Annotated in this window: 20 protein-coding genes; 11 read left to right on the top strand and 9 right to left on the bottom strand. The window is 33.3% G+C overall.

The features are described 5' to 3' along the window. The first annotated feature begins 56 nt into the window (after positions 1-56). The 3 genes from OS188_RS01025 (at position 57) to pbpC (ending at position 3,531) form a co-directional block, all read left to right on the top strand. Entirely contained in the window at positions 57-779 is a 723-nt protein-coding gene (locus tag OS188_RS01025; RefSeq protein ID WP_267146946.1) for a YqjF family protein, read from the top strand. Further along, entirely contained in the window at positions 776-1,093 is a 318-nt protein-coding gene (locus OS188_RS01020; protein ID WP_267146945.1) for an antibiotic biosynthesis monooxygenase family protein, read from the top strand. Before OS188_RS01025 ends, OS188_RS01020 begins: the two co-directional genes overlap by 4 nt. Before the next feature lie 86 nt (positions 1,094-1,179). Beyond that, positions 1,180-3,531, top strand: coding sequence for a penicillin-binding protein 1C (gene pbpC / locus OS188_RS01015; RefSeq protein WP_267146944.1), 2,352 nt, complete (start codon positions 1,180-1,182; stop codon positions 3,529-3,531). A gap of 1 nt (position 3,532) precedes the next feature. On the opposite strand, the gene OS188_RS01010 is transcribed toward pbpC, so the two are convergent. Genes OS188_RS01010 through OS188_RS01000 form a run of 3 tightly spaced genes read right to left on the bottom strand, consistent with a single transcriptional unit; the run spans position 3,533 to position 5,268 of the window. After that, the gene (locus OS188_RS01010) at positions 3,533-4,093 is read right to left on the bottom strand and encodes a YciI family protein (protein ID WP_267146943.1); all 561 of its coding nucleotides are present in this window, start codon (positions 4,091-4,093) and stop codon (positions 3,533-3,535) included. Positions 4,094-4,101: 8 nt separating this feature from the next. After that, a complete protein-coding gene (locus tag OS188_RS01005; protein ID WP_267146942.1) occupies positions 4,102-4,578 on the bottom strand; it encodes a CYTH domain-containing protein in 477 nt (158 codons plus the stop codon). A 27-nt stretch (positions 4,579-4,605) separates the two neighbouring features. Next, positions 4,606-5,268: an NAD(P)H-binding protein gene (locus OS188_RS01000; RefSeq protein ID WP_267146941.1), complete on the bottom strand. Its 663-nt coding sequence runs from the start codon at positions 5,266-5,268 to the stop codon at positions 4,606-4,608. 41 nt (positions 5,269-5,309) lie between these two features. Between OS188_RS01000 and dinB the strand changes: the two genes are divergently transcribed. Next, entirely contained in the window at positions 5,310-6,419 is a 1,110-nt protein-coding gene (dinB, locus tag OS188_RS00995; protein WP_267147016.1) for a DNA polymerase IV, read from the top strand. Here the strand turns inward: dinB and pyk are convergent. The 5 genes from pyk to OS188_RS00970 all read right to left on the bottom strand — a co-directional run bounded on the left by pyk (position 6,416) and on the right by OS188_RS00970 (position 10,727). Beyond that, positions 6,416-7,870 (bottom strand): pyruvate kinase, encoded by a 1,455-nt coding sequence (pyk, locus tag OS188_RS00990; protein ID WP_267146940.1) that lies wholly within the window; start codon positions 7,868-7,870, stop codon positions 6,416-6,418. The genes dinB and pyk overlap by 4 nt on opposite strands. Before the next feature lie 29 nt (positions 7,871-7,899). Beyond that, complete coding sequence (locus OS188_RS00985) at positions 7,900-8,385, bottom strand: IPExxxVDY family protein (RefSeq protein WP_267146939.1); 486 nt, start codon at positions 8,383-8,385, stop codon at positions 7,900-7,902. 92 nt (positions 8,386-8,477) lie between these two features. Continuing rightward, complete coding sequence (gene rnc / locus OS188_RS00980) at positions 8,478-9,218, bottom strand: ribonuclease III (RefSeq protein ID WP_267146938.1); 741 nt, start codon at positions 9,216-9,218, stop codon at positions 8,478-8,480. An 8-nt stretch (positions 9,219-9,226) separates the two neighbouring features. Then, positions 9,227-10,477, bottom strand: coding sequence for a beta-ketoacyl-ACP synthase II (fabF, locus tag OS188_RS00975; protein WP_267146937.1), 1,251 nt, complete (start codon positions 10,475-10,477; stop codon positions 9,227-9,229). A 13-nt stretch (positions 10,478-10,490) separates the two neighbouring features. Beyond that, positions 10,491-10,727: an acyl carrier protein gene (locus OS188_RS00970; RefSeq protein WP_007137004.1), complete on the bottom strand. Its 237-nt coding sequence runs from the start codon at positions 10,725-10,727 to the stop codon at positions 10,491-10,493. Between the two features lie 286 nt (positions 10,728-11,013). On the opposite strand from OS188_RS00970, the gene purN reads away from it, so the two are divergent. The 4 genes from purN to OS188_RS00950 all read left to right on the top strand — a co-directional run bounded on the left by purN (position 11,014) and on the right by OS188_RS00950 (position 15,453). Further along, positions 11,014-11,583: a phosphoribosylglycinamide formyltransferase gene (gene purN, locus OS188_RS00965; protein ID WP_267146936.1), complete on the top strand. Its 570-nt coding sequence runs from the start codon at positions 11,014-11,016 to the stop codon at positions 11,581-11,583. Positions 11,584-11,652: 69 nt separating this feature from the next. Further along, positions 11,653-12,294 (top strand): ribonuclease H1 domain-containing protein, encoded by a 642-nt coding sequence (locus OS188_RS00960; protein ID WP_267146935.1) that lies wholly within the window; start codon positions 11,653-11,655, stop codon positions 12,292-12,294. A gap of 245 nt (positions 12,295-12,539) precedes the next feature. Beyond that, positions 12,540-13,466 (top strand): PfkB family carbohydrate kinase, encoded by a 927-nt coding sequence (locus OS188_RS00955; protein ID WP_267146934.1) that lies wholly within the window; start codon positions 12,540-12,542, stop codon positions 13,464-13,466. An 88-nt stretch (positions 13,467-13,554) separates the two neighbouring features. Further along, on the top strand, positions 13,555-15,453 hold the full coding sequence (locus OS188_RS00950) for an amidophosphoribosyltransferase (protein ID WP_267146933.1): 1,899 nt from the start codon (positions 13,555-13,557) through the stop codon (positions 15,451-15,453). A 619-nt stretch (positions 15,454-16,072) separates the two neighbouring features. On the opposite strand, the gene OS188_RS00945 is transcribed toward OS188_RS00950, so the two are convergent. Next, the gene (locus tag OS188_RS00945) at positions 16,073-16,681 is read right to left on the bottom strand and encodes a superoxide dismutase (RefSeq protein WP_267146932.1); all 609 of its coding nucleotides are present in this window, start codon (positions 16,679-16,681) and stop codon (positions 16,073-16,075) included. 125 nt (positions 16,682-16,806) lie between these two features. Here OS188_RS00945 and OS188_RS00940 point away from each other — a divergent pair, with 125 nt between their 5' ends. The 3 genes from OS188_RS00940 to OS188_RS00930 all read left to right on the top strand — a co-directional run bounded on the left by OS188_RS00940 (position 16,807) and on the right by OS188_RS00930 (position 22,655). Next, positions 16,807-19,956 (top strand): UvrD-helicase domain-containing protein, encoded by a 3,150-nt coding sequence (locus OS188_RS00940; protein ID WP_267146931.1) that lies wholly within the window; start codon positions 16,807-16,809, stop codon positions 19,954-19,956. Positions 19,957-19,977: 21 nt separating this feature from the next. Further along, on the top strand, positions 19,978-21,171 hold the full coding sequence (gene kbl, locus OS188_RS00935) for a glycine C-acetyltransferase (RefSeq protein ID WP_267146930.1): 1,194 nt from the start codon (positions 19,978-19,980) through the stop codon (positions 21,169-21,171). Between the two features lie 125 nt (positions 21,172-21,296). Further along, the gene (locus tag OS188_RS00930; RefSeq protein WP_267146929.1) at positions 21,297-22,655 is read left to right on the top strand and encodes an OmpA family protein; all 1,359 of its coding nucleotides are present in this window, start codon (positions 21,297-21,299) and stop codon (positions 22,653-22,655) included. Positions 22,656-22,716 lie beyond the last annotated feature (61 nt).

Below are 22,716 nucleotides of genomic sequence, written 5' to 3'. Positions count from 1 at the left end.
GAAAAACCATACAAGCAATAACAAATAATAAGGTTTCAGCTATTGCTGGTAGTATTATGAAAGCAAAAAGTATTTTAAAACAGACCAGACACAGAACTTTTGATGTGCCATCCCGTTCTTGGAAATTTTACCAAGAATGGAATAATGCTATTTTTTTACACTGGAAAGTAGAGCCCGAAACTGTAAAATCTTTACTTCCAGATGGTATAGAGTTGGATATTGCCAATGGAAAAACCTGGGTGAGTTTAGTGGCTTTTAATATGAATCATATTGGAATTAGAAGTTTGCCAAGATTACCACATATTTCAGATTTTCATGAAATAAATATTCGCCTTTATATAATTTGTAATGGTAAGCCAAGTGTTTACTTTTTAAATATGGAGGGCAGTAAACGTTCATCTTGTAAGGTTTTAAAAGCCATGTCGAAATTCCCATATCAGTATTCTAAAATGAAACGTACAGATTATAGCTTTGAGTCAAAAAGCAAAGATTATAAAGATTCATTTTATATAGAATATCGCATACAAAACGAACCTGTTATCAAAGATGATACGGATGTTTGGTTAACTGAACGCTATGCCGTTTTTCAAGATTATAAAAGCCAAATAATTGAATACGATGTACACCATGTGGAATGGCCTATGCAGGCTATAATTATTAAAAAACTGGAAATAGATTATCCCAAATTTAATCATATAATCCATACTAAACCAGATAAGGTCCATTATTCGAAAGGAGTTCAGGTTTTAACTTGGGATAAAAGAAAATTTAAACCATGAATAAACTTTTAAAACCTTACTATGCTGTAATTTTCACTTCAATTTTAACAGAAAATACTGAGGGATATTCTGAAATGGCCGAAAACATGGAAGCTCTTGCCAGACAGCAATCCGGGTTTATAAGTATGGAATCTGCTCGGGCTGGTTTAGGAATAACCGTTAGTTATTGGGATAGTTTAGACGCTATAAAGAGCTGGAAACAGCAAAGCGATCATTTAGTGGCACAACAAAAAGGGCAAGACACTTGGTATAATTGGTATCACATTCGTATTTGCAAGGTAGAACGTGAATACCAATATCTACTGAAAACATGAGCCTAACAAACGCTTAATTGGCTGCTTCAAATCCAGAAAAACTCATAATTAAATTGCAAGATTCAGGCTTTTCGCTAGAATTTAACATGAACAGATTCATCTCCTACATAAAAGCAAACAAAGTTAAATCGGGTATAGTATGTATGCTGCTTATTGCTTATTATTTCTGTTTGCCAAAAGACTTATTTACAGACCCTACTGCAACGGTAATTACCAGCAAAAACAACCAACTTTTAGGTGCTCAAATTGCTACAGATGGGCAATGGAGATTTCCTCAAAACGACCAGGTTCCAGAGAAGTTTAAAACCTGTATTATTGCTTTCGAAGATGCTTATTTTTATAAACACCCAGGCTTTAATCCAGTTTCTATCTTTAAAGCTTTTAGAGATAATTTAAAATCAGATGGTATAAAACGTGGTGGTAGTACTATTACCCAGCAAGTTATTCGTTTATCTCGAAAGGGTCAAAGTAGAACGTATTTTGAAAAACTCCTTGAAGTTATTTTATCTACACGATTAGAATTGCGTGAAAGTAAAGATCAGATTTTAGCTTATTATAGCAGTCATGCACCTTTTGGTGGAAATGTAGTAGGATTAGATGCAGCTGCATGGCGTTATTTTAATCGAGATGCGACACAATTATCATGGGCCGAAAGTGCTACTCTGGCTGTTTTACCAAATGCGCCAAGTTTAATCTACCCTGGAAAAAACCAAGAGCAATTACTTAAAAAACGCAATCGCCTGCTTGCAAAACTCTTGGATAATCACAGTATTGATTCTCTAACCTATCAATTAGCTCTTGCCGAAAACTTACCACAGAAGCCTTATGCTTTGCCACAAACAGCGCCACATTTATTACAAAAAGCAGCGCAAACATATTTGGGAAAAAGAATTCAAACTACAGTCGATAATCATTTACAAGAACGGGTAAATCGAATAGTAAAAACACATTATAAACAGTTAAAACAAAACGGTATTTATAATGCTTCGGTTTTAGTATTAGATGTTAAAACTCGGGAGGTTATGGCTTATGTAGGAAATACTCCTACCGATAAATTACACCAAAAAGATGTAGATATTATAGACAAGCCACGAAGTCCAGGGAGTATTTTAAAACCTTTCTTATATGCGGCTATGTTGGATGCCGGAGATATATTGCCTAACACATTAGTAGCCGATGTGCCCACGCAATTTGGAAGTTATAATCCTGAAAATTATAATAAAGGTTATGACGGCGCTGTACCTGCCAGCCATGCTTTATCGCGCTCACTTAATGTACCGTCTGTTAGAATGCTACAAGAATTTGGACTCGATAGGTTTTATCAATATTTAAAAAAATTAGAATTAAAAGATATTTCACAATCTGCCAATTATTATGGTTTATCACTTATTTTGGGTGGTGCCGAAAGCAATCTTTGGGATTTATGCAAAAGCTATGCAGCGCTGTCTTCTACTGTAAATCATTTTTCTGAAACGTCTAGTGAATATTATTCTAAAGAATATACTGAACCTGTATTTATTGCTTCTGAAAAAGTTGATTTCGGAAGAAAAACATCTGAAAAAACACTGTACGATGCAGCTTCTATTTACCTTACTTACGAGAGTTTAAAACAAGTAAATAGACCAGAAGGAGATGATAATTGGGAATTTTATGATGGTTCGAAACAGATTGCCTGGAAAACAGGAACTAGTTTTGGTTTTCGTGATGCTTGGGCTATTGGTACAACCAAAGACTATGTAGTTGGGGTGTGGGTTGGAAACGCCGATGGTGAGGGAAGACCAGGCTTAGTTGGGGTGCAAACAGCTGCTCCTATTTTGTTTGATGTGTTTAATTTGTTACCTAATAGCAATTGGTTTGCAAAACCTTTCGACGAGATGCGAGAGATAGATATTTGTAAAAAAAGTGGACATCGAGCCACACAAAACTGCAAGGACATAGAACAAAAATTTGTCCAAGTTGCAGGCTTAAAAACCAAACCCTGTCCGTATCATGTGTTGGTACATGTAGATGCTTCAGAGCAGTATCAAGTAAATTCTTCCTGTGAAAAAATTACTGATATAAAACATAAATCGTGGTTTGTATTGCCTCCTTTAATGGCTTATTACTACAAAGCGAAAAATCCGTTTTACAAATCTTTACCACCATTTAGAGCAGATTGTTTAGGCGATAATTCTATGTCTATGGACTTTATTTATCCAAACGATAATAATAGTGTTTTTCTGCCTAAAGATTTTGATGGAACTACAAACGAATTAATCTTAAAAATAGCGCATTCCAAACCAGAAACCATGGTTTTCTGGTATTTAAATGAGACGTTCTTAGGTAGTACCCAGGATATTCATGAGTTTGCTATAATTCCAAAAAAGGGAAAACATCTTATTACAGTTGTCGATGCTTTTGGAAATGAAGCGAAACGATATATTACTATTTTAGAATAAGCTAGCGTAAAGAATTTCCTTTAGGAGCCCACCATGGTCTAACTTCAACCGTCAGTCTTCCTGCCTCTACCAAAGGATCTGCATTGGCCAAACTATCTGCCATTTTTAGAGTGGGTACATTGTAAATGGTAATTCCACGTATCTCACCATCATCTCCAAAAGGTCCAATTAAATCGGCATAACCTTCTTGGTACATTTTAGATAAATGTTCTAAATGTGCTTCTTGTAACATGGCAGCTTCTTCTTCATTTTGATTCCTTATAGGTCCACTTTTTAAGAAGGCCATAAAATATTGCTGCATTAAAACAGTATCTTGAGTTTTAGGATTAACATAATTGAAGGTTTTAAAGCCTTTTGCATCTAATTCTTCTTTAATGTCTTTATCAGATTTTTCAATAGGAACAACTACAACTTTTTCAATAATACTGTCAATTTTCACTATACTATCAACAGTTTCAATGCTTGTAGGGCTCTCCTTAATATCTGTTATGCTGTCTTTTTTATCTTGTTTACAAGCTGAAAAAGCTATAAAACACAAACAAAGTAGGATGAGGTTTTTCATAAGATAAGTTATTTTATGGTCCAATTTTTATAGGGGTTTTTACTTAATTCAGAGTTATAATATTTAGCATCGCCAGTAACTTCTGTGTCTAACCAGGGAGGCTTTGCAAACGGTTCTGAAACTTCATTTAATTCAATCTCTGCTACAACTAAACCTTCGTTTTCGCCGTAAAACTCATCCACTTCAACGATGTGATTCTCAGAACGGATTAAGTATCTGGTTTTTTCAATACGGCCATCTTCACATAAATTAAAAAGCGCTTCGGCATCTGTTTTAGAAATTTCTTTTTCCCATTCAAATCTAGATATTCCATTATTCGAGGGAGCGCCTTTTACAGTAATAAAACCCGTATTGTCTGTAAGTCTTATCCGTACAATTCTCTCTTTTTCCGAGCTTAAAAAGCCTTGTTTTATTGAAATTTCTTTAAAGGCTTCTTTTTTAAAATCTGTATTTTTTACTAAAAATTTGCGTTCAATTTCTACCATAACAATGTCTACAAAAGAGGAATATTTTTAATTATTATTAGCTATTTTTCTTATTTCATCTGATGGAATTCTTACAGTAGGATACAAATTATTTGCAAGAAAAACCATGCATTTAACGATATTTATGGGATGAATAGATTTGTATTTTGACAAGGAGCCAAATAGAAATGGATTCACCATTTTCATGACTAGTTTTGCTACAGATTCTCCAAATCTCTTTTCGCTTCTATCTCCACCAATTAGCGCAGGTTGCAAGATATAAGTGTTTGTAATTTTTTCTCTAAGAACAGCTTCTTCCATTCTGCCTTTTGTACGGTTGTAAAACATTTTACTTTTACTATTGGCGCCTAATGCCGAAATAACAATAAAGGTTTGAATGTTATTCTCTTTACAAAGTTGTGCAGCTATTACTGGAATGCCATAGTCTATTTCAAGATACTGCTCTTCGTTGGGTGTCTTGGCATTTGTGGAGCCAATACAACAATACACTTCGTCTGCAAGGAATAAGTTTTTATGTGAAGTTAAATCTAATAAATCCACGAGATGTTCTTCAATTTTATTATGTTTTAAGCCGCAAGTTCTTCGTGAAAACAGAATTATTTTCTCGTATCTACTGTCGATTAAAAGTTGTTCTAATAGTAAACCTCCAGTTAATCCTGTTGCTCCTAAAATGATAGCTGTTTTACCCATTTTGACATGTTGTTTTGATAAAGATATTATAAATTTACATGATGCTAGACAATTTACCAATTCGAAAGATAATTCATGTGGATATGGATGCTTTTTATGCGTCTGTAGAGCAAATGGACCATCCTGAATTAAAAGGTAAGGCTATTGCCGTTGGAGGTGGAGGAGCCAGAGGTGTCGTAGCTGCTGCAAGTTATGAAGCAAGAAAGTTTGGTGTTAGAAGCGCTCTAAGTGGAGCTCAAGCAAAACGAAATTGTCCGGATCTTATTTTTGTAAAACCCAGGTTTGATAGATATCAAGAAATCTCCAAACAGATTAGAAAGATTTTTCACGATTATACAGACTTGGTAGAACCACTATCTTTAGATGAAGCTTATTTGGATGTTACCGAAAATAAAAAGGGGAATCCAAGCGCCAGCTTAATTGCAAAAGAAATAAGAGATCGTATTTTTAACGAAGTAGGTTTAACAGCTTCGGCAGGAATCTCCATCAATAAGTTTGTGGCTAAAGTAGCTAGCGATTATAATAAACCAAATGGACAAAAAACTGTAAATCCAGAAGAAGTAATTCCTTTCTTAGAGCTGTTAGATATTAGGAAATTCTATGGTGTTGGTAAGGTAACAGCTGAAAAAATGTATCAGTTAGGTGTGTTCACCGGGAAAGATTTAAAATCGAAATCTTTGGAATATTTGGAGGAACATTTTGGCAAGTCGGGTGCTTTCTATTTTAATATTGTTAGAGGTATTCATAACTCTGAAGTGAAACCCAATAGAACTAGAAAATCCTTAGCTGCAGAACGCACTTTTAGCGAAAATTTATCAAGTGAAATCTTCATGCTTGAAAAATTAGAACATATAGCTCAAGAAGTTTCCAAACGATTAAATAAGAGTAAAGTTTCAGGGAAAACCATTACCTTAAAAATAAAATATAGCGATTTTACCTTACAAACAAGAAGCAAGACTTTACCTTATTATATAAGTGATAAAGATTTGATTTTAGAAGTAACAAAAGACTTGTTATACCAAGAGAAATTAAGTAATTCGGTGAGATTGCTTGGTATTTCAATGTCTAGTTTGAACAATGAAACTAGCAGTAAAAAACCAAGCAAACCCGAATCTAAAACGGTGAGTGTACAATTACAATTTGAGTTTTAGCTATCTTTTTCAAAATTACAATTTGTAATTTCGGTAATACGTAAGGTATTTACCATTCCTTTATCTTGTATAGGCATAGCGGCTAAACTAATTAACATATCTCCGGCTTCTACAAATCCTTTTTGGCAGGCAATGGTATTAACATCTTCAATCGTTTCGTCTGTACTTACAAACTTATCGTAATGAAAAGCTTCAACTCCCCAAAGCAAGCTAAGTTGTGTTAAAATACGATGGTTAGAAGTAAACACTAAAATATGTGCACTTGGTCTCCATGCTGAAATTTGAAATGCTGTATATCCACTGTTTGTTAAGGTAGAAATAGCTTTGGCATCAATTTCGTTTGCCATATTAGCTGCGTGATAACAGATAGATTTAGTAATATACCTTTTGGTTCTAATATGTGGCGGTACTTGTGGCACTTTTATTAAAGCAGAGTCTTCTACACTTTTAATAATGCTAGCCATTTGTTTTATTACTTGTACTGGATAACTACCCACCGAAGTTTCTCCAGACAACATAACGGCATCTGCACCGTCCATTACGGAGTTGGCTACATCGTTTACTTCTGCTCTGGTAGGTGTAAGACTAGAAATCATGGTTTCCATCATTTGCGTAGCAATAATTACCGGAATTCTAGCTTGTTTAGCTCTTAGTACTAATTGTTTTTGAATTAAAGGAACTTCTTCTGCTGGAATTTCAACACCTAAATCTCCACGAGCTACCATTAAACCGTCACAGTAAGCAACAATCTTATCGATGTTTTCTACAGCTTCTGGTTTTTCTATTTTAGCGATAATAGGAATTTTTTGATCGCTATGTTCTTTAATTAACTCTTCAAGTTGCATTAAATCTTCGGCATGGCGCACAAAAGAAAGTGCCATCCAATCTACCTTTAATCCAATAGCAAAAATGGCATCTTGAATGTCTTTTTCGGTAAGGGCTGGTTGAGAAATATTTGTATTTGGAAGGTTTACCCCTTTTTTTGAACGTAAAGGTCCTCCCTGAATTACTCGGGCAATAACTTCACTTTTTTTATCGGAAGAAACAACTTCAAAAATTAGTTTTCCATCGTCTAATAGAATTCTCTCTCCTGGTTGTGCATCCTGTGGAAATTTGTCATAGGTCATGTAAACACGTTCCTTGGTTCCTACAAAACGTTCTCCGGTTGCAAAAACTATCTCGTCACCTTCATTTACAAAAACCTCTCCTTTCATGGTTCCAACACGTAATTTGGGACCTTGTAAATCTGCTAGAATTGCGGCGTTATAACCGAATTCCTTATTTAATTCACGTATTGTGCTAATACGCTCCTTTACATCATCATAGTTAGCATGAGAAAAGTTAATTCTAAACACGTTAACTCCTTCATCTAGCATTCCTTTTAAAACTTCTTTGGTGCTAGTTGCTGGGCCTAATGTGGCTACAATTTTGGTTTTTTTTCGTCTTAACATATTTATTTTCCGTAAAAACGGTAATCTTTTTAATTAAATATTAAATTACTTTTAGATTTAAGTTGATCTGTCTCAATAGAATAAGCAGTAACTATTTGTGCTATCTCCTGAATGGTATTTACTATTTTTTGGCGTTTGGTTTCAGACATTTGTTCATCGGAGATTTTTAATAAAAAATTCACTTTTTTTAATTCTGGTAGTAAATAAAATGTTTCTGTAAGTTTCCCAGAATCTGAAAAAAGATTATTGGATATTTCTGTGTTTACAGTTTCCAATTTACAAATATTAGAAACTAAATTCCAAGTATTCAATTGTTTTTCATCATACCATTCATATATAGAATATACGGCATTATTGCTAAAATCTAAATCCTTTTTCTTTCTCTTTAAACGGATGTTTAACTTTGTATTTAACAAATAAGCAAGTCTGTAATCTTCTAAAGAGGTGTGAATTCCGATTAGGGTAAAGCCCTCGTCGTCAAAAAAATCATCTAAGCTTAGTTTTTTTATTGCCATGATACTTTTACTATGTAAAGATAAGATTTATCCGTGTTAATAGGCCAAGTTTTAATTAAACTTAACAGTAATTTAATCGGAAAATTACAGGATTAAAAATCCTTGGAAATCTGCTTTTGAAATACAAAAAAAGCACGTTTGGACGCTTTTTCTTCTGCTTTCTTTTTTGAAGTAGCTCTTGCTTTGGAGATTACTTTACCATCTATAGATAGTTTTACAGAAAAATGTCTAACTTCATCATTTCCAGTGTCTTCGTACACGTTATAATCGAAGGTTTTCTTTTCTTTTTGGCACCATTCTATTAATAAACTCTTATAGCTTATTACTTTTCCTTCAAGCGTTTCAATATCTACATAAGGAATAATGACTGTTTTGTAAATAAATTTTTCACAATATTTATAGCCTCTGTCAAGGAATATAGCACCTACTAAAGCTTCGAATAAATTTCCGTGAATATTATCTCCAAACTGTCCTTTAGGTATTTTACTTTCAACACAGCTAATTAGGTCTAGTTCTTTTCCTAATTCGTTTAAGTGTTCTCGACTTACAATCTTAGAGCGCATTTTAGTCAAATAACCTTCGTCTCCACTAGGAACTTCTGTGTATAGATGTGATGCAATTACAGCGCCAAGCATGGCATCTCCTAAAAACTCTAACCGTTCGTAGTTAATGGTATTGCCTTTATTGTCTTTAATGTTCATAGAACGATGCGTAAATGCCGTTTTATAATACTTTAAAGACTTGGGCTTAAAACCAAGGATGCCGTGAATAAACACAAAAAAATTCCCGTCACTTTTAGAACGGGAATTTAATATGTTTCGAATGTGTTTCATTCGTTAATTTAATCTAATTTTTTAAATAATACGCAGGCATTGTGTCCTCCAAAGCCAAAAGTATTACTCATTGCTACTTTAACGTCGCGTTTCTGAGCTTTATTTAATGTTAAATTAAGTTCGGGATCAATGTTTTCATCAGCAAACTCATGATTGATTGTAGGAGGAACGATGCCGTGTTCCATTGCTAAAACAGCAGCAATAGACTCAATAGCTCCAGCAGCTCCTAGTAAATGTCCAGTCATGGATTTTGTTGAATTAATATTGATATGTTTTGCATGTTCTCCAAACACTTCAGAAATGGCTTTTAATTCTGCTACATCCCCAAGAGGAGTAGAGGTGCCATGTGTGTTGATATGGTCAACTTCTTCTGGTTGAATACCTGCATTTTCCAAACAATTTTTCATTACAGCAATCACGCCAATTCCTTCTGGATGCGGCGCTGTCATATGGTGCGCATCGGAAGATAATCCTCCTCCAAGAACTTCAGCATATATTTTTGCGCCTCTTGCCTTGGCGTGCTCATAATCTTCAAGAATTATTGCTCCAGCACCTTCACCTAATACAAAACCATCTCTGGTTGCGTCAAAAGGTCTTGAGGCGGTTTCTGGACTTTCATTTCTTGTTGATAGAGCATGCATGGCATTAAATCCACCCATTCCAGCAATGGTTACAGCTGCTTCACTTCCTCCGGTTACAACTACATCACAATGTCCTAAACGTATGTAGTTTAGAGCATCAATCATAGCGTTTGCCGCTGAAGCACAAGCAGATACCGTAGTATAGTTAGGTCCCATAAATCCATGTTTAATGGATATGTTTCCTGGTGCTATATCTGCAATCATTTTTGGAATAAAAAATGGGTTAAACCTTGGAGTGCCATCTCCAGCAGCAAAGTTTAAAACTTCCTGTTGAAATGTTTCCAAACCACCAATTCCTGCTCCCCAAATAACTCCAACCTTAAGCTTATCTACAACAGAAAGATCTAACTTAGCATCTGCAATAGCTTCATCTGAAGCCACCATAGCATACTGTGTAAATCTATCCATTTTTCGAGCTTCCTTTCTATCAAGAAAATCAGTTGCGTTAAAGTTTTTTAATTCACAGGCGAATTTGGTCTTGAACTTTTCAGTGTCAAAATATGTTATAGGTGCAGCACCACTTTTACCACTTTTAAGCGCTTCCCAAAATTCGTCTTTGGTATTGCCTATAGGTGTTAGTGCTCCTAAACCAGTAATTACAACTCGCCTTAATTTCATAAGTTTTTATGAATTATTTTTTTGCTTCTTCTATATAAGAGATAGCTTGACCAACTGTTGCAATGTTCTCAGCTTGATCATCTGGAATTTGGATATCAAATTCTTTTTCGAATTCCATGATTAATTCTACAGTGTCTAATGAATCTGCTCCTAAATCGTTTGTGAAGCTAGCTTCAGTTACAACTTCGTTTTCATCAACACCTAATTTGTCTACGATAATCGCTTTTACTCTTGATGCAATGTCTGACATAATCTTTTAATTTTAAGTTTTAATTAGTTGGCAAAAATAAAAAACTTTATTCTTATAACACACCTTTACTTTAAAAATGTGCATGTAATTTAGTAAATAACCTTGAAGTATTTTAATTTTACCTGCTAATTGTTAATATTTATTCTTGTTTTGTTCGAACAACGAACACAATTTAATTTGTAAATAAAGCGAGTATCGATCATATTAACAAACATTCTTTTAAATTTGAACACAATTTCTACCAATCTACATATTATAACAAGGGTAGATTAATTAATATAAATAGATGAAACGTATTGTAATTTTTGCTTCCGGAAGTGGAACTAATGCTGAAAACCTGATTACTTATTTTAAAAACAGTTCTTTTGCGTCTGTTGTTCTTGTTTTATCTAACAATCCTCATGCCAAAGTTTTAGACCGTGCTAAGAATTTTGAAGTTAGTGCAATGTCGTTTAATAGAATGGCCTTTACTAAAACGAATAATGTTCTGGATTTGTTAAATGCCAACAAACCAGATTTAATTGTATTGGCAGGCTTTTTATGGAAATTTCCTGAATCTATTTTAAAAGAGTTTCCTAATAAAGTAATTAATATCCATCCAGCTTTATTACCAAAGTATGGAGGAAAAGGTATGTATGGTGGTTTTGTTCATGAAGCTGTTGTTGCTAATAAAGAGATTGAAACTGGAATTACAATACATTATGTAAATGAACATTATGACGAAGGTGCTATAATTTTTCAGGCTACATGTAAGGTAGAGTCCACAGATTTGGCTCAAGATGTGGCAGCAAAAATCCACGAATTGGAGATGGAACACTTTCCAAAGGTGGTTGAAGGGTTATTAAAAGAAGACTAACTTAAATAATTTTGAAGTGTTCATTATTATTAAGAACTGAAAAGATTCTCGGTTTCAGGAAAAGTAAATATGAGTAAAAAGAAAAGAAAATACTATACGGTCTGGAAAGGTCATCGCACTGGGATTTTTGAATCCTGGAAAGATTGTAAAGCGCAAATTGATAATTATGAAGGCGCTCAATACAAATCGTTCGAAACTTTTGAAGCAGCTAAAAAGGCATATAATGGTAGTTATAAGGACTATGTTGGGAAAGCAAAAAAGTTTAGTTCAAGTCTTTCTACAGAGCAACTAAAAAAAATTGGAACGCCCAATTATAATTCTATTTCTGTAGATGCCGCATCAAGTGGTAACCCTGGTATTATGGAATATCGAGGTGTTGATACTAAATCAAAAAAGCAGCTTTTTATTCAAGGCCCTTTTGAGGAAGGTACCAATAATATAGGTGAGTTCTTAGCTTTAGTTCATGGGTTGGCCTTTTTAAAAAAAAATAATAGCGACAGGATTATTTATACAGATTCAAGAACAGCTATCAGTTGGATTAAAAAGAAAACCTGTAATACCAAATTAGAGCGAAATGAAAAAAATAAAGCAGTCTTTCAGTTGGTAGATAGAGCTGTAGCTTGGCTTAAAGCAAATACCTATAAAACAACTATTGTAAAATGGGAAACCAAGGCGTGGGGAGAAATTCCAGCCGATTTTGGAAGAAAGTAATTTAATAACCATTAGCAATATCTTTTTAATTTTTATTTATGGTTGAAACTGTATTTATTGCTATGCCCTCTAAATTATCTTCGTTAAAGAGTAGCTGTTTGTCTTAAAAAAAAGCAGTTGGTTTTATTAAAAAGTAATAATTTATTGAAAAAATCTTTCGTGTATTAGTAGCTAAATACATTATATTTGCATCCTTATAAGCTGGAGCTGTTAATGTGAAGGCAAACAAAAATTATATCCTCAGTATGAGTAAGTTAGTAATTGTAGGAACTGTAGCTTTTGATGCTATTGAAACTCCTTTTGGAAAAACAGATAAAATTCTTGGTGGTGCAGCGACCTTTATTGGTTTAGCAGCATCGCAATTTAACGTAGATGCCTCTGTTGTATCTATAGTGGGAGGCGATTTTCCTAAAGAATATTTAGATCTATTATCGGATAGAAACATAGATATATCTGGTGTTGAAATAGTTAAAGAAGGGAAGACGTTTTATTGGAGTGGAAAATATCATAACGATATGAATACGCGTGATACCTTAGCAACAGAACTTAATGTTCTTGCCGATTTTAATCCTGTAGTTCCAGAAGATTATAAGAATGCGAAAGTGGTTATGTTAGGAAATTTACACCCTAATGTCCAAATGAGTGTGCTAGAACAAATGAAAGAGAAACCCGAATTGGTTATTTTAGATACCATGAACTTTTGGATGGACTGTGCTTTAGAAGAATTAAAAGCAGTCATCAATAAAGTGGATGTTATCACAATTAACGATGAAGAAGCTAGACAATTAACCGGAGAATACTCTTTAGTTGTTGCAGCTCGAAAAATTCATAAAATGGGTCCTAAATACGTGGTTATTAAAAAAGGAGAACACGGGGCTTTATTATTTTATAAAGACAATGTGTTTTTTGCACCCGCATTACCTTTAGAAGAAGTTTTTGATCCAACAGGAGCTGGAGATACCTTTGCTGGTGGATTTGCTGGGTATCTAGCAAAAACAGAAGACTTATCTTTCGAAAACATGAAAAAGGCAGTTATTTATGGATCAACTTTAGCTTCTTTCTGCGTAGAAAAATTTGGAACCGAAAGAATGACTGGTTTAGATACCAGGGAGGTACATCATCGTCTACAACAATTTAAGAATTTAACACAATTCGATATAGAATTAGCATAACAAAACGCGCTCAAATTTGAGCGCGTTTTTTATTTTGAAACTGTTAAACAATTTCAGAATTATATAAAATAATACAATACATCATATCATGAGCGACGCTTTAAAACACGAATGTGGAATAGCACACATTAGACTTTTAAAACCTTTGGAATATTACCAAGAAAAATACGGTACAGCATTTTATGGGGTTAATAAAATGTATCTTCTTATGGAAAAACAGCACAATCGAGGACAAGATGGAGCAGGTTTTGCAAGTATTAAATTAGATACTTTACCAGGAGAGCGTTATATAAGTAGAGTACGATCAATTGCTCAACAACCTATTCAGGACATATTTGCTCAAATAAACGACAGAATTAATAAAGAAATGCTGGCGCATCCGGAGTATAAAGATAATGTGGCGCTTCAGAAAAAAAATATACCATACGTTGGAGAAGTTTTATTGGGACATGTAAGGTATGGTACTTTTGGTAAAAATAGTGTAGAAAATGTGCATCCGTTTTTAAGACAAAACAATTGGATGCATAGAAATTTAATTCTAGCAGGAAACTTTAACATGACTAATGTTAATGAGTTATTTGAAGAAATAGTTAGAATTGGTCAGCATCCAAAAGAAAAGGCAGACACCATAACTATTATGGAAAAAATAGGTCACTTTTTAGACGATGCTGTCGCTAAAAAATACAAACAACTTAAAAAAGAAGGTTATAGTAAAATTGAATGCTCACCTTTAATAGCAGAAAGACTTAATGTAGCAAAAATTTTAAAACGCTCTTCTAAAAATTGGGATGGCGGATATGCTATGGCTGGACTATTAGGTCATGGAGATTCTTTTGTTTTAAGAGATCCTGCTGGAATTAGACCGGTTTATTATTATAAAGATGATGAGGTTGTAGTTGTGGCATCCGAGAGACCAGTTATCCAGACTGTGTTTAATGTAGATTTTGAAGATGTAAAGGAATTGGAACCAGGCCACGCAATTATAACTAAAAAATCTGGTGAAATGGATATCCATAAAATCATTGAGCCAGTGGAAAGAAAAGCGTGCTCTTTTGAACGTATCTACTTTTCTAGAGGAAGTGATGCCGAAATTTATCAAGAACGAAAAACTTTAGGAAAGTTGTTAATGCCAAAAGTTTTAGAAGCTATTGATAACGATACAGAGAATACCGTTTTTTCATATATACCAAATACTGCTGAAACATCCTTTTTTGGGATGATTGAAACCGTAGAAGATCACTTAAACGAAAAGAAAACACAAGCTATTCTAAATGGAAATGGAAAGCTGTCTGCAGAAAAAGTTACTCAGATTTTATCTGAAAGACCTCGAATTGAAAAAATAGCCGTGAAAGACGTTAAGTTGAGAACGTTTATAACAGAAGATAGTAGTCGAGACGATTTGGTTGCACACGTTTACGATATTACTTATGGTGTTATTAAACCTACCGATAATTTAGTTATTATAGACGATAGTATTGTAAGAGGAACCACACTTAAAAGTAGTATTATTAAAATGATGGATCGTTTAAATCCTAAGAAAATAGTAGTTGTATCTTCTGCTCCACAAATACGTTATCCAGATTGTTACGGAATAGATATGGCTAGATTGGAAGACTTAATAGCTTTTAGAGCCATGCTAGACTTATTGGAAGAAAACAATAAATACCATTTAGTAAAAGAAGTATATGATAAATGTAAAGCACAAACTCAATTAGCCGATAAGGATATTAGAAACTTTGTAAAAGATTTATATTCTGAGTTTTCGGATGATGAAATTTCTGATAAAATAGCAGAGTTGATTTCCGATGTGGACGTAAAGGCCGAAGTAAAAGCCATTTTTCAACCTGTAGAAAACTTACATAAAGCCTGTCCTAAAAATTTGGGAGACTGGTACTTTACTGGTAATTATCCTACTCCAGGAGGAAATCGTGTAGTAAACAGAGCTTTTATTAATTTCTACGAAGGAATTAATGAGCGTGCATACTAGATTATAGAATGCTAAGATGTTAATAATAAACTGTTTGTCTAATTATATAGACTGTTTATCGGTTAATTTTACCGTTTGTCTAATATATTGAAATATATAAATAAAATAAAACTACTTTAGATGTACCATAACATAAGTAGGTTAAGTTCATGGTAGATTTGGGGCAAAAAAAGGTGAACTCTCGTTCGCCTTTTTTTATTTTTACTCCTTTTAACTTCAATGTTTTATTCACATTTATAAAATAGTTTTATTAATTCACAGTCAAAAAAGAAGCTTATTTCTTAGACTTATAACTTATATACAAGTAAATTCTTCTTTTGTCCTGATTTATAAGCAGTTTGTCTAATTATTTTTTTTTAGAGTATAGACCATTATATATTTGTGTTTACCATAACATAAGTAGGTTAAGTTTATGGTAGATTTGGGGCAAAAAAGGTGAACACTCGTTCACCTTTTTTCATTTTAGGGTTATTTTGACAGATGGCTTTTAATTTTATTTAAATTTAAAACAGAACTCCAACCACAAATACCTCCAGAGTTTTTCATTTCTGGCTATGCTCATAAAAAAAAGCAAACCTTCTCAGATTTGCTTTCCTTTATAAAGTAAATAAGTTTCTACTTATTTAGCTTCAGCATAACGTCTTTCAACTTCATTCCAGTTAATTACGCTAAAGAACGCATTAATATAATCTGGTCTTCTGTTTTGGTAATTTAAGTAATAAGCATGTTCCCATACGTCCAATCCTAAAATTGGTGTACCACCACAACCAACTCCTGGCATTAATGGATTATCTTGATTTGGTGTAGAACAAATTTCAACTTTTCCTCCTTTATGTACACATAACCAAGCCCATCCAGAACCAAACTGCGTAGCAGCTGCTTTACTAAATTTTTCTTTAAAATCTTCAACAGAACCATAAGCAGCTTCAATAGCATCTTTTAAAGGACCAGATAAACGTCCTTTTCCTTCAGGGTTCATTACTTCCCAGAAAAGAGAATGGTTATAAAAACCTCCTCCGTTATTTCTAACCGCCTTGTTATCCATGTCTAAATTAAGAAGGATATTCTCAATAGTTTTCCCATCTAAATCTGTTCCTTCAATAGCAGCGTTTAAATTGTTTGTATATCCTTGATGGTGTTTAGAATGGTGAATTTCCATTGTTCTAGCATCAATATGAGGTTCTAAGGCATCATAAGCGTATTTTAATTTCGGTAAATCGAAAGCCATAATATGTATGTTTTTAAGTGTTAATATTTAATTCATTCAAATTTACGCATAAATCACAGCAATTAAAAATAATATATACCTATCAAATCATCGATAGTTTTTATCTTGTGTAAAAATTCTGTTTTATGGACAATAAAAGTTCTTTCTTGGTGTATAATGCTTCGGCAGGAAGTGGAAAAACGTTTACGCTTGTAAAGGAATATTTAAAAATTCTTGTTCAGTCTCCTTTTAATGACGCTTTTAAAAATATTTTGGCAATAACCTTTACAAATAAGGCCGCTAGCGAAATGAAAGAGCGAATTGTTGAAACTTTAACGGAATTTTCTTCTGAAGAGACTTTGGAGAACCCAAACCATATGTTTGTAATTATTTGCGATGAATTACAAATGGATGCAGAGGAACTTCATAAGAAATCAAAAAAAATATTAAACTCCATTGTCTATAATTATGCAGCTTTTGATATTTCGACCATAGATGGTTTTACTCATAGAATTATTAGAACTTTTGCTTATGACTTAAAATTACCTTTAAACTTTGAAGTAGAACTGGACCAAGAAGCTTTATTGAGTGAAGCCGTAGATAGTTTAATTTCCAAAGCAGGAACAGAAAAGGAACTTACTAAAATCTTAGTAGATTTTGCCATTGAAAAAGCAGACGATGATAAAAGTTGGGACGTTTCATTCGATTTTAATAAAATATCTAAACTCCTTGTAAGTGAAGACGATATGCCTTTTTTGAATGCGCTTAAAGATAAAACTTTAGACGATTTTAAAGCTCTTAAAAAGCAGCTAAAAAATGATATTAAAACTACAGAAGAATTAATTGTATTACAAGCACAAAGAGTTTTAACTCTTATTGAAGAAAGTGGCTTGCAGTTTGATGATTTTTCTGGAAGCTTCTTACCAAAACATTTTCAAAAATTGGCAAAAGCTAATTTTTTGGTTAACTGGGATTCAAAATGGCAGGTAGATATAGAGAGTAAAACATTGTATCCTAAACGAGTTTCCCCAGATATTGCATCTGTAATTGATGCCATTCAACCCGAAATAGCTTCTGCCTTTAACGAGACTAAAAAAGCTGCTTTTCATTATAAGTTTTTAATAGCCTGTTATAGAAATATTACACCTCTATCAGTTTTAAATGCTATTAACAAAGAACTAATTAACTTGAAAGAAGAGCAAAATAAGGTGCTTATTTCTGAGTTTAATGCACTTATTAGCGAAGAGATAAAAAACCAGCCCACTCCTTTTATATACGAGCGTTTAGGAGATAAATTCAAGAATTATTTTATAGATGAATTTCAAGATACATCTGTCTTGCAATGGGAAAACTTAAAACCATTAATAGATAATAGCTTGTCTCAAGAAAATAACAATGATCAAACAGGTTCCGTTATGTTGGTGGGAGATGCTAAACAAGCTATTTATAGATGGCGAGGAGGAAAAGCCGAACAGTTTATAGATTTGTTTAATAAGGCAAATAATCCGTTTCAAGTCTCGCAAGACGTAATTAATTTGCCTAATAATTTTAGAAGTTTTCAAGAGGTTCTAAAATTTAATAATGGTTTCTTTGAGTTCTTATCTCAATCAAAGCTAAATAATGAAGATTATGCACAGCTGTATCAAAACTCGTATCAGGAGCCAACCAAGAAAGAAGAAGGGTTTGTAAGTGTGGAGTTTTTAGATATTGGAAAAGAAGATGATGCGGTTCAGTTATACACTGAAAAAACCATGGAACGAATCCAAACTGTATTGGATAACGGATTTAGTTATAGCGATATTTGCATTCTTGTGCGAAAGAAAAAAGAAGGTATTGCCATTGCTAATTATTTAAACGAGCAACAAATCCCCCTTATATCTTCTGAAACTTTATTATTAATTAATTCTCCAGAAGTCAACTTTGTAATCAGTTTTTTAAAACTTTTACAAGAGCCCAAAAACAACGAAATTAAAATTCAAGTTTTAAATTATTTGGCAGGTATTTTTAAGGTTGAAGATAAACATGCGTTTTTTGAATCCTATCTGAGTTTGGGGTTGTCGGAAATGCTAAAACAGCTGGAGGAATTTAATATTTATATAAATCAAAATCAGCTGCTGCAATTATCTTTATTTGAATTAGCAGAAACGGTAGTTAGAGATTTTAATTTAGTAAAAACTTCCAATGCTTATGTGCAATATTTTTTAGATTTTGTGTTTGAGTATTCTCAGAAAAAACTTTCAGATCTGGCAGGGTTTCTTGAGCATTTTGAAAAAAAACAAGACAACCTAAGCATTGTATCTCCTTTAGGACAAGATGCTGTTCAAATTATGACTATCCATAAATCTAAAGGCTTGGAATTTCCAGTCGTTATTTTTCCATTTGCAGACCTGGATATTTATAGAGAGATAGAGCCTAAAGAATGGTTTCCATTAAACAAAGATAGTTTTCAAGGCTTTCCATATGCTTTATTAAATTTCAATAAGGATTTTGAATATTTTGGAGAAGTTGGACATCAGATATACAACAAGCATCGAGCAGAACAAGAGTTAGATAATATTAATTTGTTTTATGTGGCTTTAACTAGAGCAGTAGAACAATTGCATATAATATCTAAGAAAGATGTAAAATCAAAGGGCGAAGTCAACGATAAAACCTATTCAGGATTTTTAATAAGTTATCTTATTTACCTCAATTTGTGGGATGAAAACCAAATGCTTTATAATTTTGGTAATCCATTAAAGACATCTCCAAGAAAGCCACTTTCCAAAGATACAATGGAGCAAACTAATTTTATTTCAACCCCAAAACAAGAGCATAACATAAAAATTGTTACTAATTCTGGATATTTATGGAATACAGCACAAGAAGACGCTATAGAAAAAGGAAATTTAATCCATAATATAATGTCCCAAATAAAAACCAACTTGGATGTTGATTTTGTTTTAGACGATTTTATGGATGCTAATATTATAACAATAGAACAAGCTCAAGTTTTAAAAAAAATTGTTTTGGATATTGTAGAACATAAAGATTTAAATGCTTATTTTAATACGGAAGAATCTGTTTATAATGAACGTGATATTATAGCAAAATCGGGAGGTATGTATCGTCCTGATAGATTGGTTTTTGAAAATGAAAAAAATGTGGTGCTTATAGATTATAAAACGGGAGCTATAGACAGAAAGCATATAAATCAATTAGAAGAGTATGAAAGCATTTTGACAGAAATGAATATAAAAGTTAGAAAAAAAATACTTGTATATATAAATGATGGTATTGAGGTAAAAGAGTTTTAAATTTGTAAAAAACAAGAACACATGTACGGAAAAATTAAAGAACATTTAGAAAACGAAATTCAGGACATAAAAGATAATGGTTTATATAAAACCGAACGTGTCATTACTTCTGCTCAAGGTGCAGAAATTACTCTTGATACAGGTGAAACCGTTTTAAATTTTTGCGCGAATAACTATTTAGGCCTTTCGTCTCATCCAGAAGTTGTAAAAGCAGCACAAGATATTATGGATACGCACGGTTTTGGTATGTCGTCTGTTCGTTTTATTTGTGGAACACAAGACATTCACAAAGAATTAGAACGTAAAATTGCTGAATTTTACAGCACAGAAGACACAATTCTTTACGCGGCTGCCTTCGACGCTAATGGAGGCGTATTTGAACCTTTATTTGGAGCCGAAGACGCTATTATATCAGATTCCTTAAATCATGCATCTATTATTGATGGAGTTAGATTATGTAAGGCAGCAAGATATCGTTACCAAAATAACGATATGGCAGATTTAGAAAAGCAATTAATAGAAGCAAATAAGAATAATGCTAGATTTAAAATTATTGTTACTGATGGGGTTTTCTCCATGGACGGTTTAGTTGCACCATTAGATAAAATATGCGACTTGGCAGATAAGTATGACGCTTTAGTAATGATTGACGAATGTCATGCCACAGGATTTATAGGAGAAACAGGAATTGGTACTCTAGAAGAAAAGGGTGTTTTAGATAGAATAGATATTATTACTGGAACTCTTGGAAAAGCCTTGGGCGGTGCCATGGGAGGTTATACAACAGGTAAAAAAGAAATTATTGAAATTTTACGTCAGCGCTCTAGACCCTATTTATTTTCTAATTCTTTAGCGCCGGCAATTGTTGGAGCATCTATTAAGGTGTTCGATATGTTAAAAAACAATACCACTTTAAGAGATAAGTTGGAATCAAACACAAAATATTTTAAAAAGGGAATAAAACAAGCAGGATTTGATATTGTTGATGGAGATTCAGCTATTGTACCTGTTATGCTTTACGATGCTAAATTGGCACAAAAGATGGCAAATTTACTTTTAGAAGAAGGAATTTATGTTATTGGTTTCTTTTTCCCTGTAGTTCCAAAAGAAAAAGCAAGAATACGAGTGCAGTTGTCGGCTGCACACGAAAAAGAACACCTTGATAAAGCCATTCAAGCCTTTATAAAAGTGGGTAAATCTTTAGAAATAATTTAAAAATTTCAGACAAACAAGCAGAATTTAGGTAAATTATTCAATATTTTTCTATATTTGTCTTTGTTAATAATATTTAACAACTTACTTTTGCTTACAATTAACACTTAAAAATTAAATATTTGAATATGAAAAATCTTAGCAGATTATTGTTTGCAATGTTGCTTATGTTAAGTTTTAGCAGCATTAATGCACAAGATGAAAACAATCCGTGGGCTATTAGTCTAGGAGTAAACGCCGTTGATTTCTATCCAACAGGAGAAGACGCTCCACTTGGTGATTATTTTGATGAGTATTTTAATGCTCGTGATCACTGGAACATTCTTCCTTCTTTGTCTAGTTTATCCGTTTCAAAGTACCTTAGTAATGGTTTCTCTTTTGGAGTAACTGGATCTATCAACAAAATTGAAAGCTTTGGAGATTCTGAAGTTAACGATTTATCTTATTACGGATTAGATGGAACTGTAAAATATAGTTTCGGGAGATTACTTAAGTCTAAAGTTATTGATCCTTACCTAGGAATAGGTGGTGGTTACACTTGGGTAGACAAAATTGGAGCAGGAACACTTAATGGTGCTTTAGGTTTTAACTTTTGGTTATCTGAAAATATTGGCTTAACTGTTCAAAGTACATACAAACACGCGTTCGAAGATTACTTATCTACACACTTCCAACACTATGCTGGTTTAACATTTAAATTTGGTGGAAAAGATACAGACGGAGATGGCATCTACGATAAAGACGATGCTTGTCCAGAAGTTGCTGGTTTACCTGAATTTAACGGTTGTCCTGATACTGATGGTGATGGTATTGAAGATAGTAAAGATGAATGTCCTAACGAACCTGGTTTAGCTGAGTTTAACGGATGTCCTGATACTGACGGAGATGGTGTTCCAGATCACTTAGACGAATGTCCTACAGTTGCTGGTTTAAAAGAATTAAACGGTTGTCCTGATGCTGATGGCGATGGTGTTGCTGATCATTTAGACGAATGTCCTAATGAAGCAGGTCCTGCTGCAAACAAAGGATGTCCTTGGCCAGATAGAGACGGTGACGGTGTTGCTGATAAAGATGATAAATGTCCAGACGAGCCTGGTACTGTTGCAAACGATGGTTGTCCAGAAATTACTGAGGCTGTTAAGAAAGCATTAAATGCTTACGCTAAAACAATCTTATTCGATACTGGTAAAGCTAGTATTAAAACTCATTCAGCTGAAGTATTAGCAAATATCATTGGAATCTTAAACGAATATCCAAATGCTAAATTTAGTATTGAAGGTCATACTGATAGTGTAGGTAGCGATGCTCTTAATATGAAGTTATCTAAAGAGAGAGCTAGTTCTGTAATGAACTACTTAATCGAAAACGGAATTGCTTCTGATAGATTATCTAGTGAAGGATATGGTGAAACTAGACCAATAGACTCTAACAAAACTAGAGCTGGTAGAGCTAATAACAGAAGAGTTGAAATTAACTTAGTAAAATAAGCTAATTAAAACATAAAATAGTTTTAAAAACGCCCCGTTTATTCGGGGCGTTTTTTATTTT

Source organism: Xanthomarina sp. F1114 (genome assembly GCF_026410255.1).
Lineage (GTDB): Bacteria > Bacteroidota > Bacteroidia > Flavobacteriales > Flavobacteriaceae > Xanthomarina.
This window is presented reverse-complemented; position numbering and strand designations above follow the sequence as displayed.

Excerpts from the sequence above, each read along its gene's own strand:
- pbpC (WP_267146944.1), top strand. The coding sequence starts at position 1,180 with ATGAACAGATTCATCTCCTACATAAAAGCAAACAAAGTTAAATCGGGT.
- OS188_RS00960 (WP_267146935.1), top strand. The coding sequence starts at position 11,653 with ATGAGTAAAAAGAAAAGAAAATACTATACGGTCTGGAAAGGTCATCGC.
- rnc (WP_267146938.1), bottom strand. The coding sequence starts at position 9,218 with ATGAAACACATTCGAAACATATTAAATTCCCGTTCTAAAAGTGACGGG.
- OS188_RS00950 (WP_267146933.1), top strand. The coding sequence starts at position 13,555 with ATGAGCGACGCTTTAAAACACGAATGTGGAATAGCACACATTAGACTT.
- dinB (WP_267147016.1), top strand. The coding sequence starts at position 5,310 with ATGCTAGACAATTTACCAATTCGAAAGATAATTCATGTGGATATGGAT.
- OS188_RS01010 (WP_267146943.1), bottom strand. The coding sequence starts at position 4,093 with ATGAAAAACCTCATCCTACTTTGTTTGTGTTTTATAGCTTTTTCAGCT.
- OS188_RS00970 (WP_007137004.1), bottom strand. The coding sequence starts at position 10,727 with ATGTCAGACATTGCATCAAGAGTAAAAGCGATTATCGTAGACAAATTA.
- OS188_RS00955 (WP_267146934.1), top strand. The coding sequence starts at position 12,540 with ATGAGTAAGTTAGTAATTGTAGGAACTGTAGCTTTTGATGCTATTGAA.
- OS188_RS00945 (WP_267146932.1), bottom strand. The coding sequence starts at position 16,681 with ATGGCTTTCGATTTACCGAAATTAAAATACGCTTATGATGCCTTAGAA.
- OS188_RS01025 (WP_267146946.1), top strand. The coding sequence starts at position 57 with ATGAAAGCAAAAAGTATTTTAAAACAGACCAGACACAGAACTTTTGAT.
- OS188_RS00985 (WP_267146939.1), bottom strand. The coding sequence starts at position 8,385 with ATGGCAATAAAAAAACTAAGCTTAGATGATTTTTTTGACGACGAGGGC.
- pyk (WP_267146940.1), bottom strand. The coding sequence starts at position 7,870 with ATGTTAAGACGAAAAAAAACCAAAATTGTAGCCACATTAGGCCCAGCA.
- OS188_RS01020 (WP_267146945.1), top strand. The coding sequence starts at position 776 with ATGAATAAACTTTTAAAACCTTACTATGCTGTAATTTTCACTTCAATT.
- purN (WP_267146936.1), top strand. The coding sequence starts at position 11,014 with ATGAAACGTATTGTAATTTTTGCTTCCGGAAGTGGAACTAATGCTGAA.
- kbl (WP_267146930.1), top strand. The coding sequence starts at position 19,978 with ATGTACGGAAAAATTAAAGAACATTTAGAAAACGAAATTCAGGACATA.
- OS188_RS01000 (WP_267146941.1), bottom strand. The coding sequence starts at position 5,268 with ATGGGTAAAACAGCTATCATTTTAGGAGCAACAGGATTAACTGGAGGT.
- OS188_RS00940 (WP_267146931.1), top strand. The coding sequence starts at position 16,807 with ATGGACAATAAAAGTTCTTTCTTGGTGTATAATGCTTCGGCAGGAAGT.
- OS188_RS00930 (WP_267146929.1), top strand. The coding sequence starts at position 21,297 with ATGAAAAATCTTAGCAGATTATTGTTTGCAATGTTGCTTATGTTAAGT.
- OS188_RS01005 (WP_267146942.1), bottom strand. The coding sequence starts at position 4,578 with ATGGTAGAAATTGAACGCAAATTTTTAGTAAAAAATACAGATTTTAAA.
- fabF (WP_267146937.1), bottom strand. The coding sequence starts at position 10,477 with ATGAAATTAAGGCGAGTTGTAATTACTGGTTTAGGAGCACTAACACCT.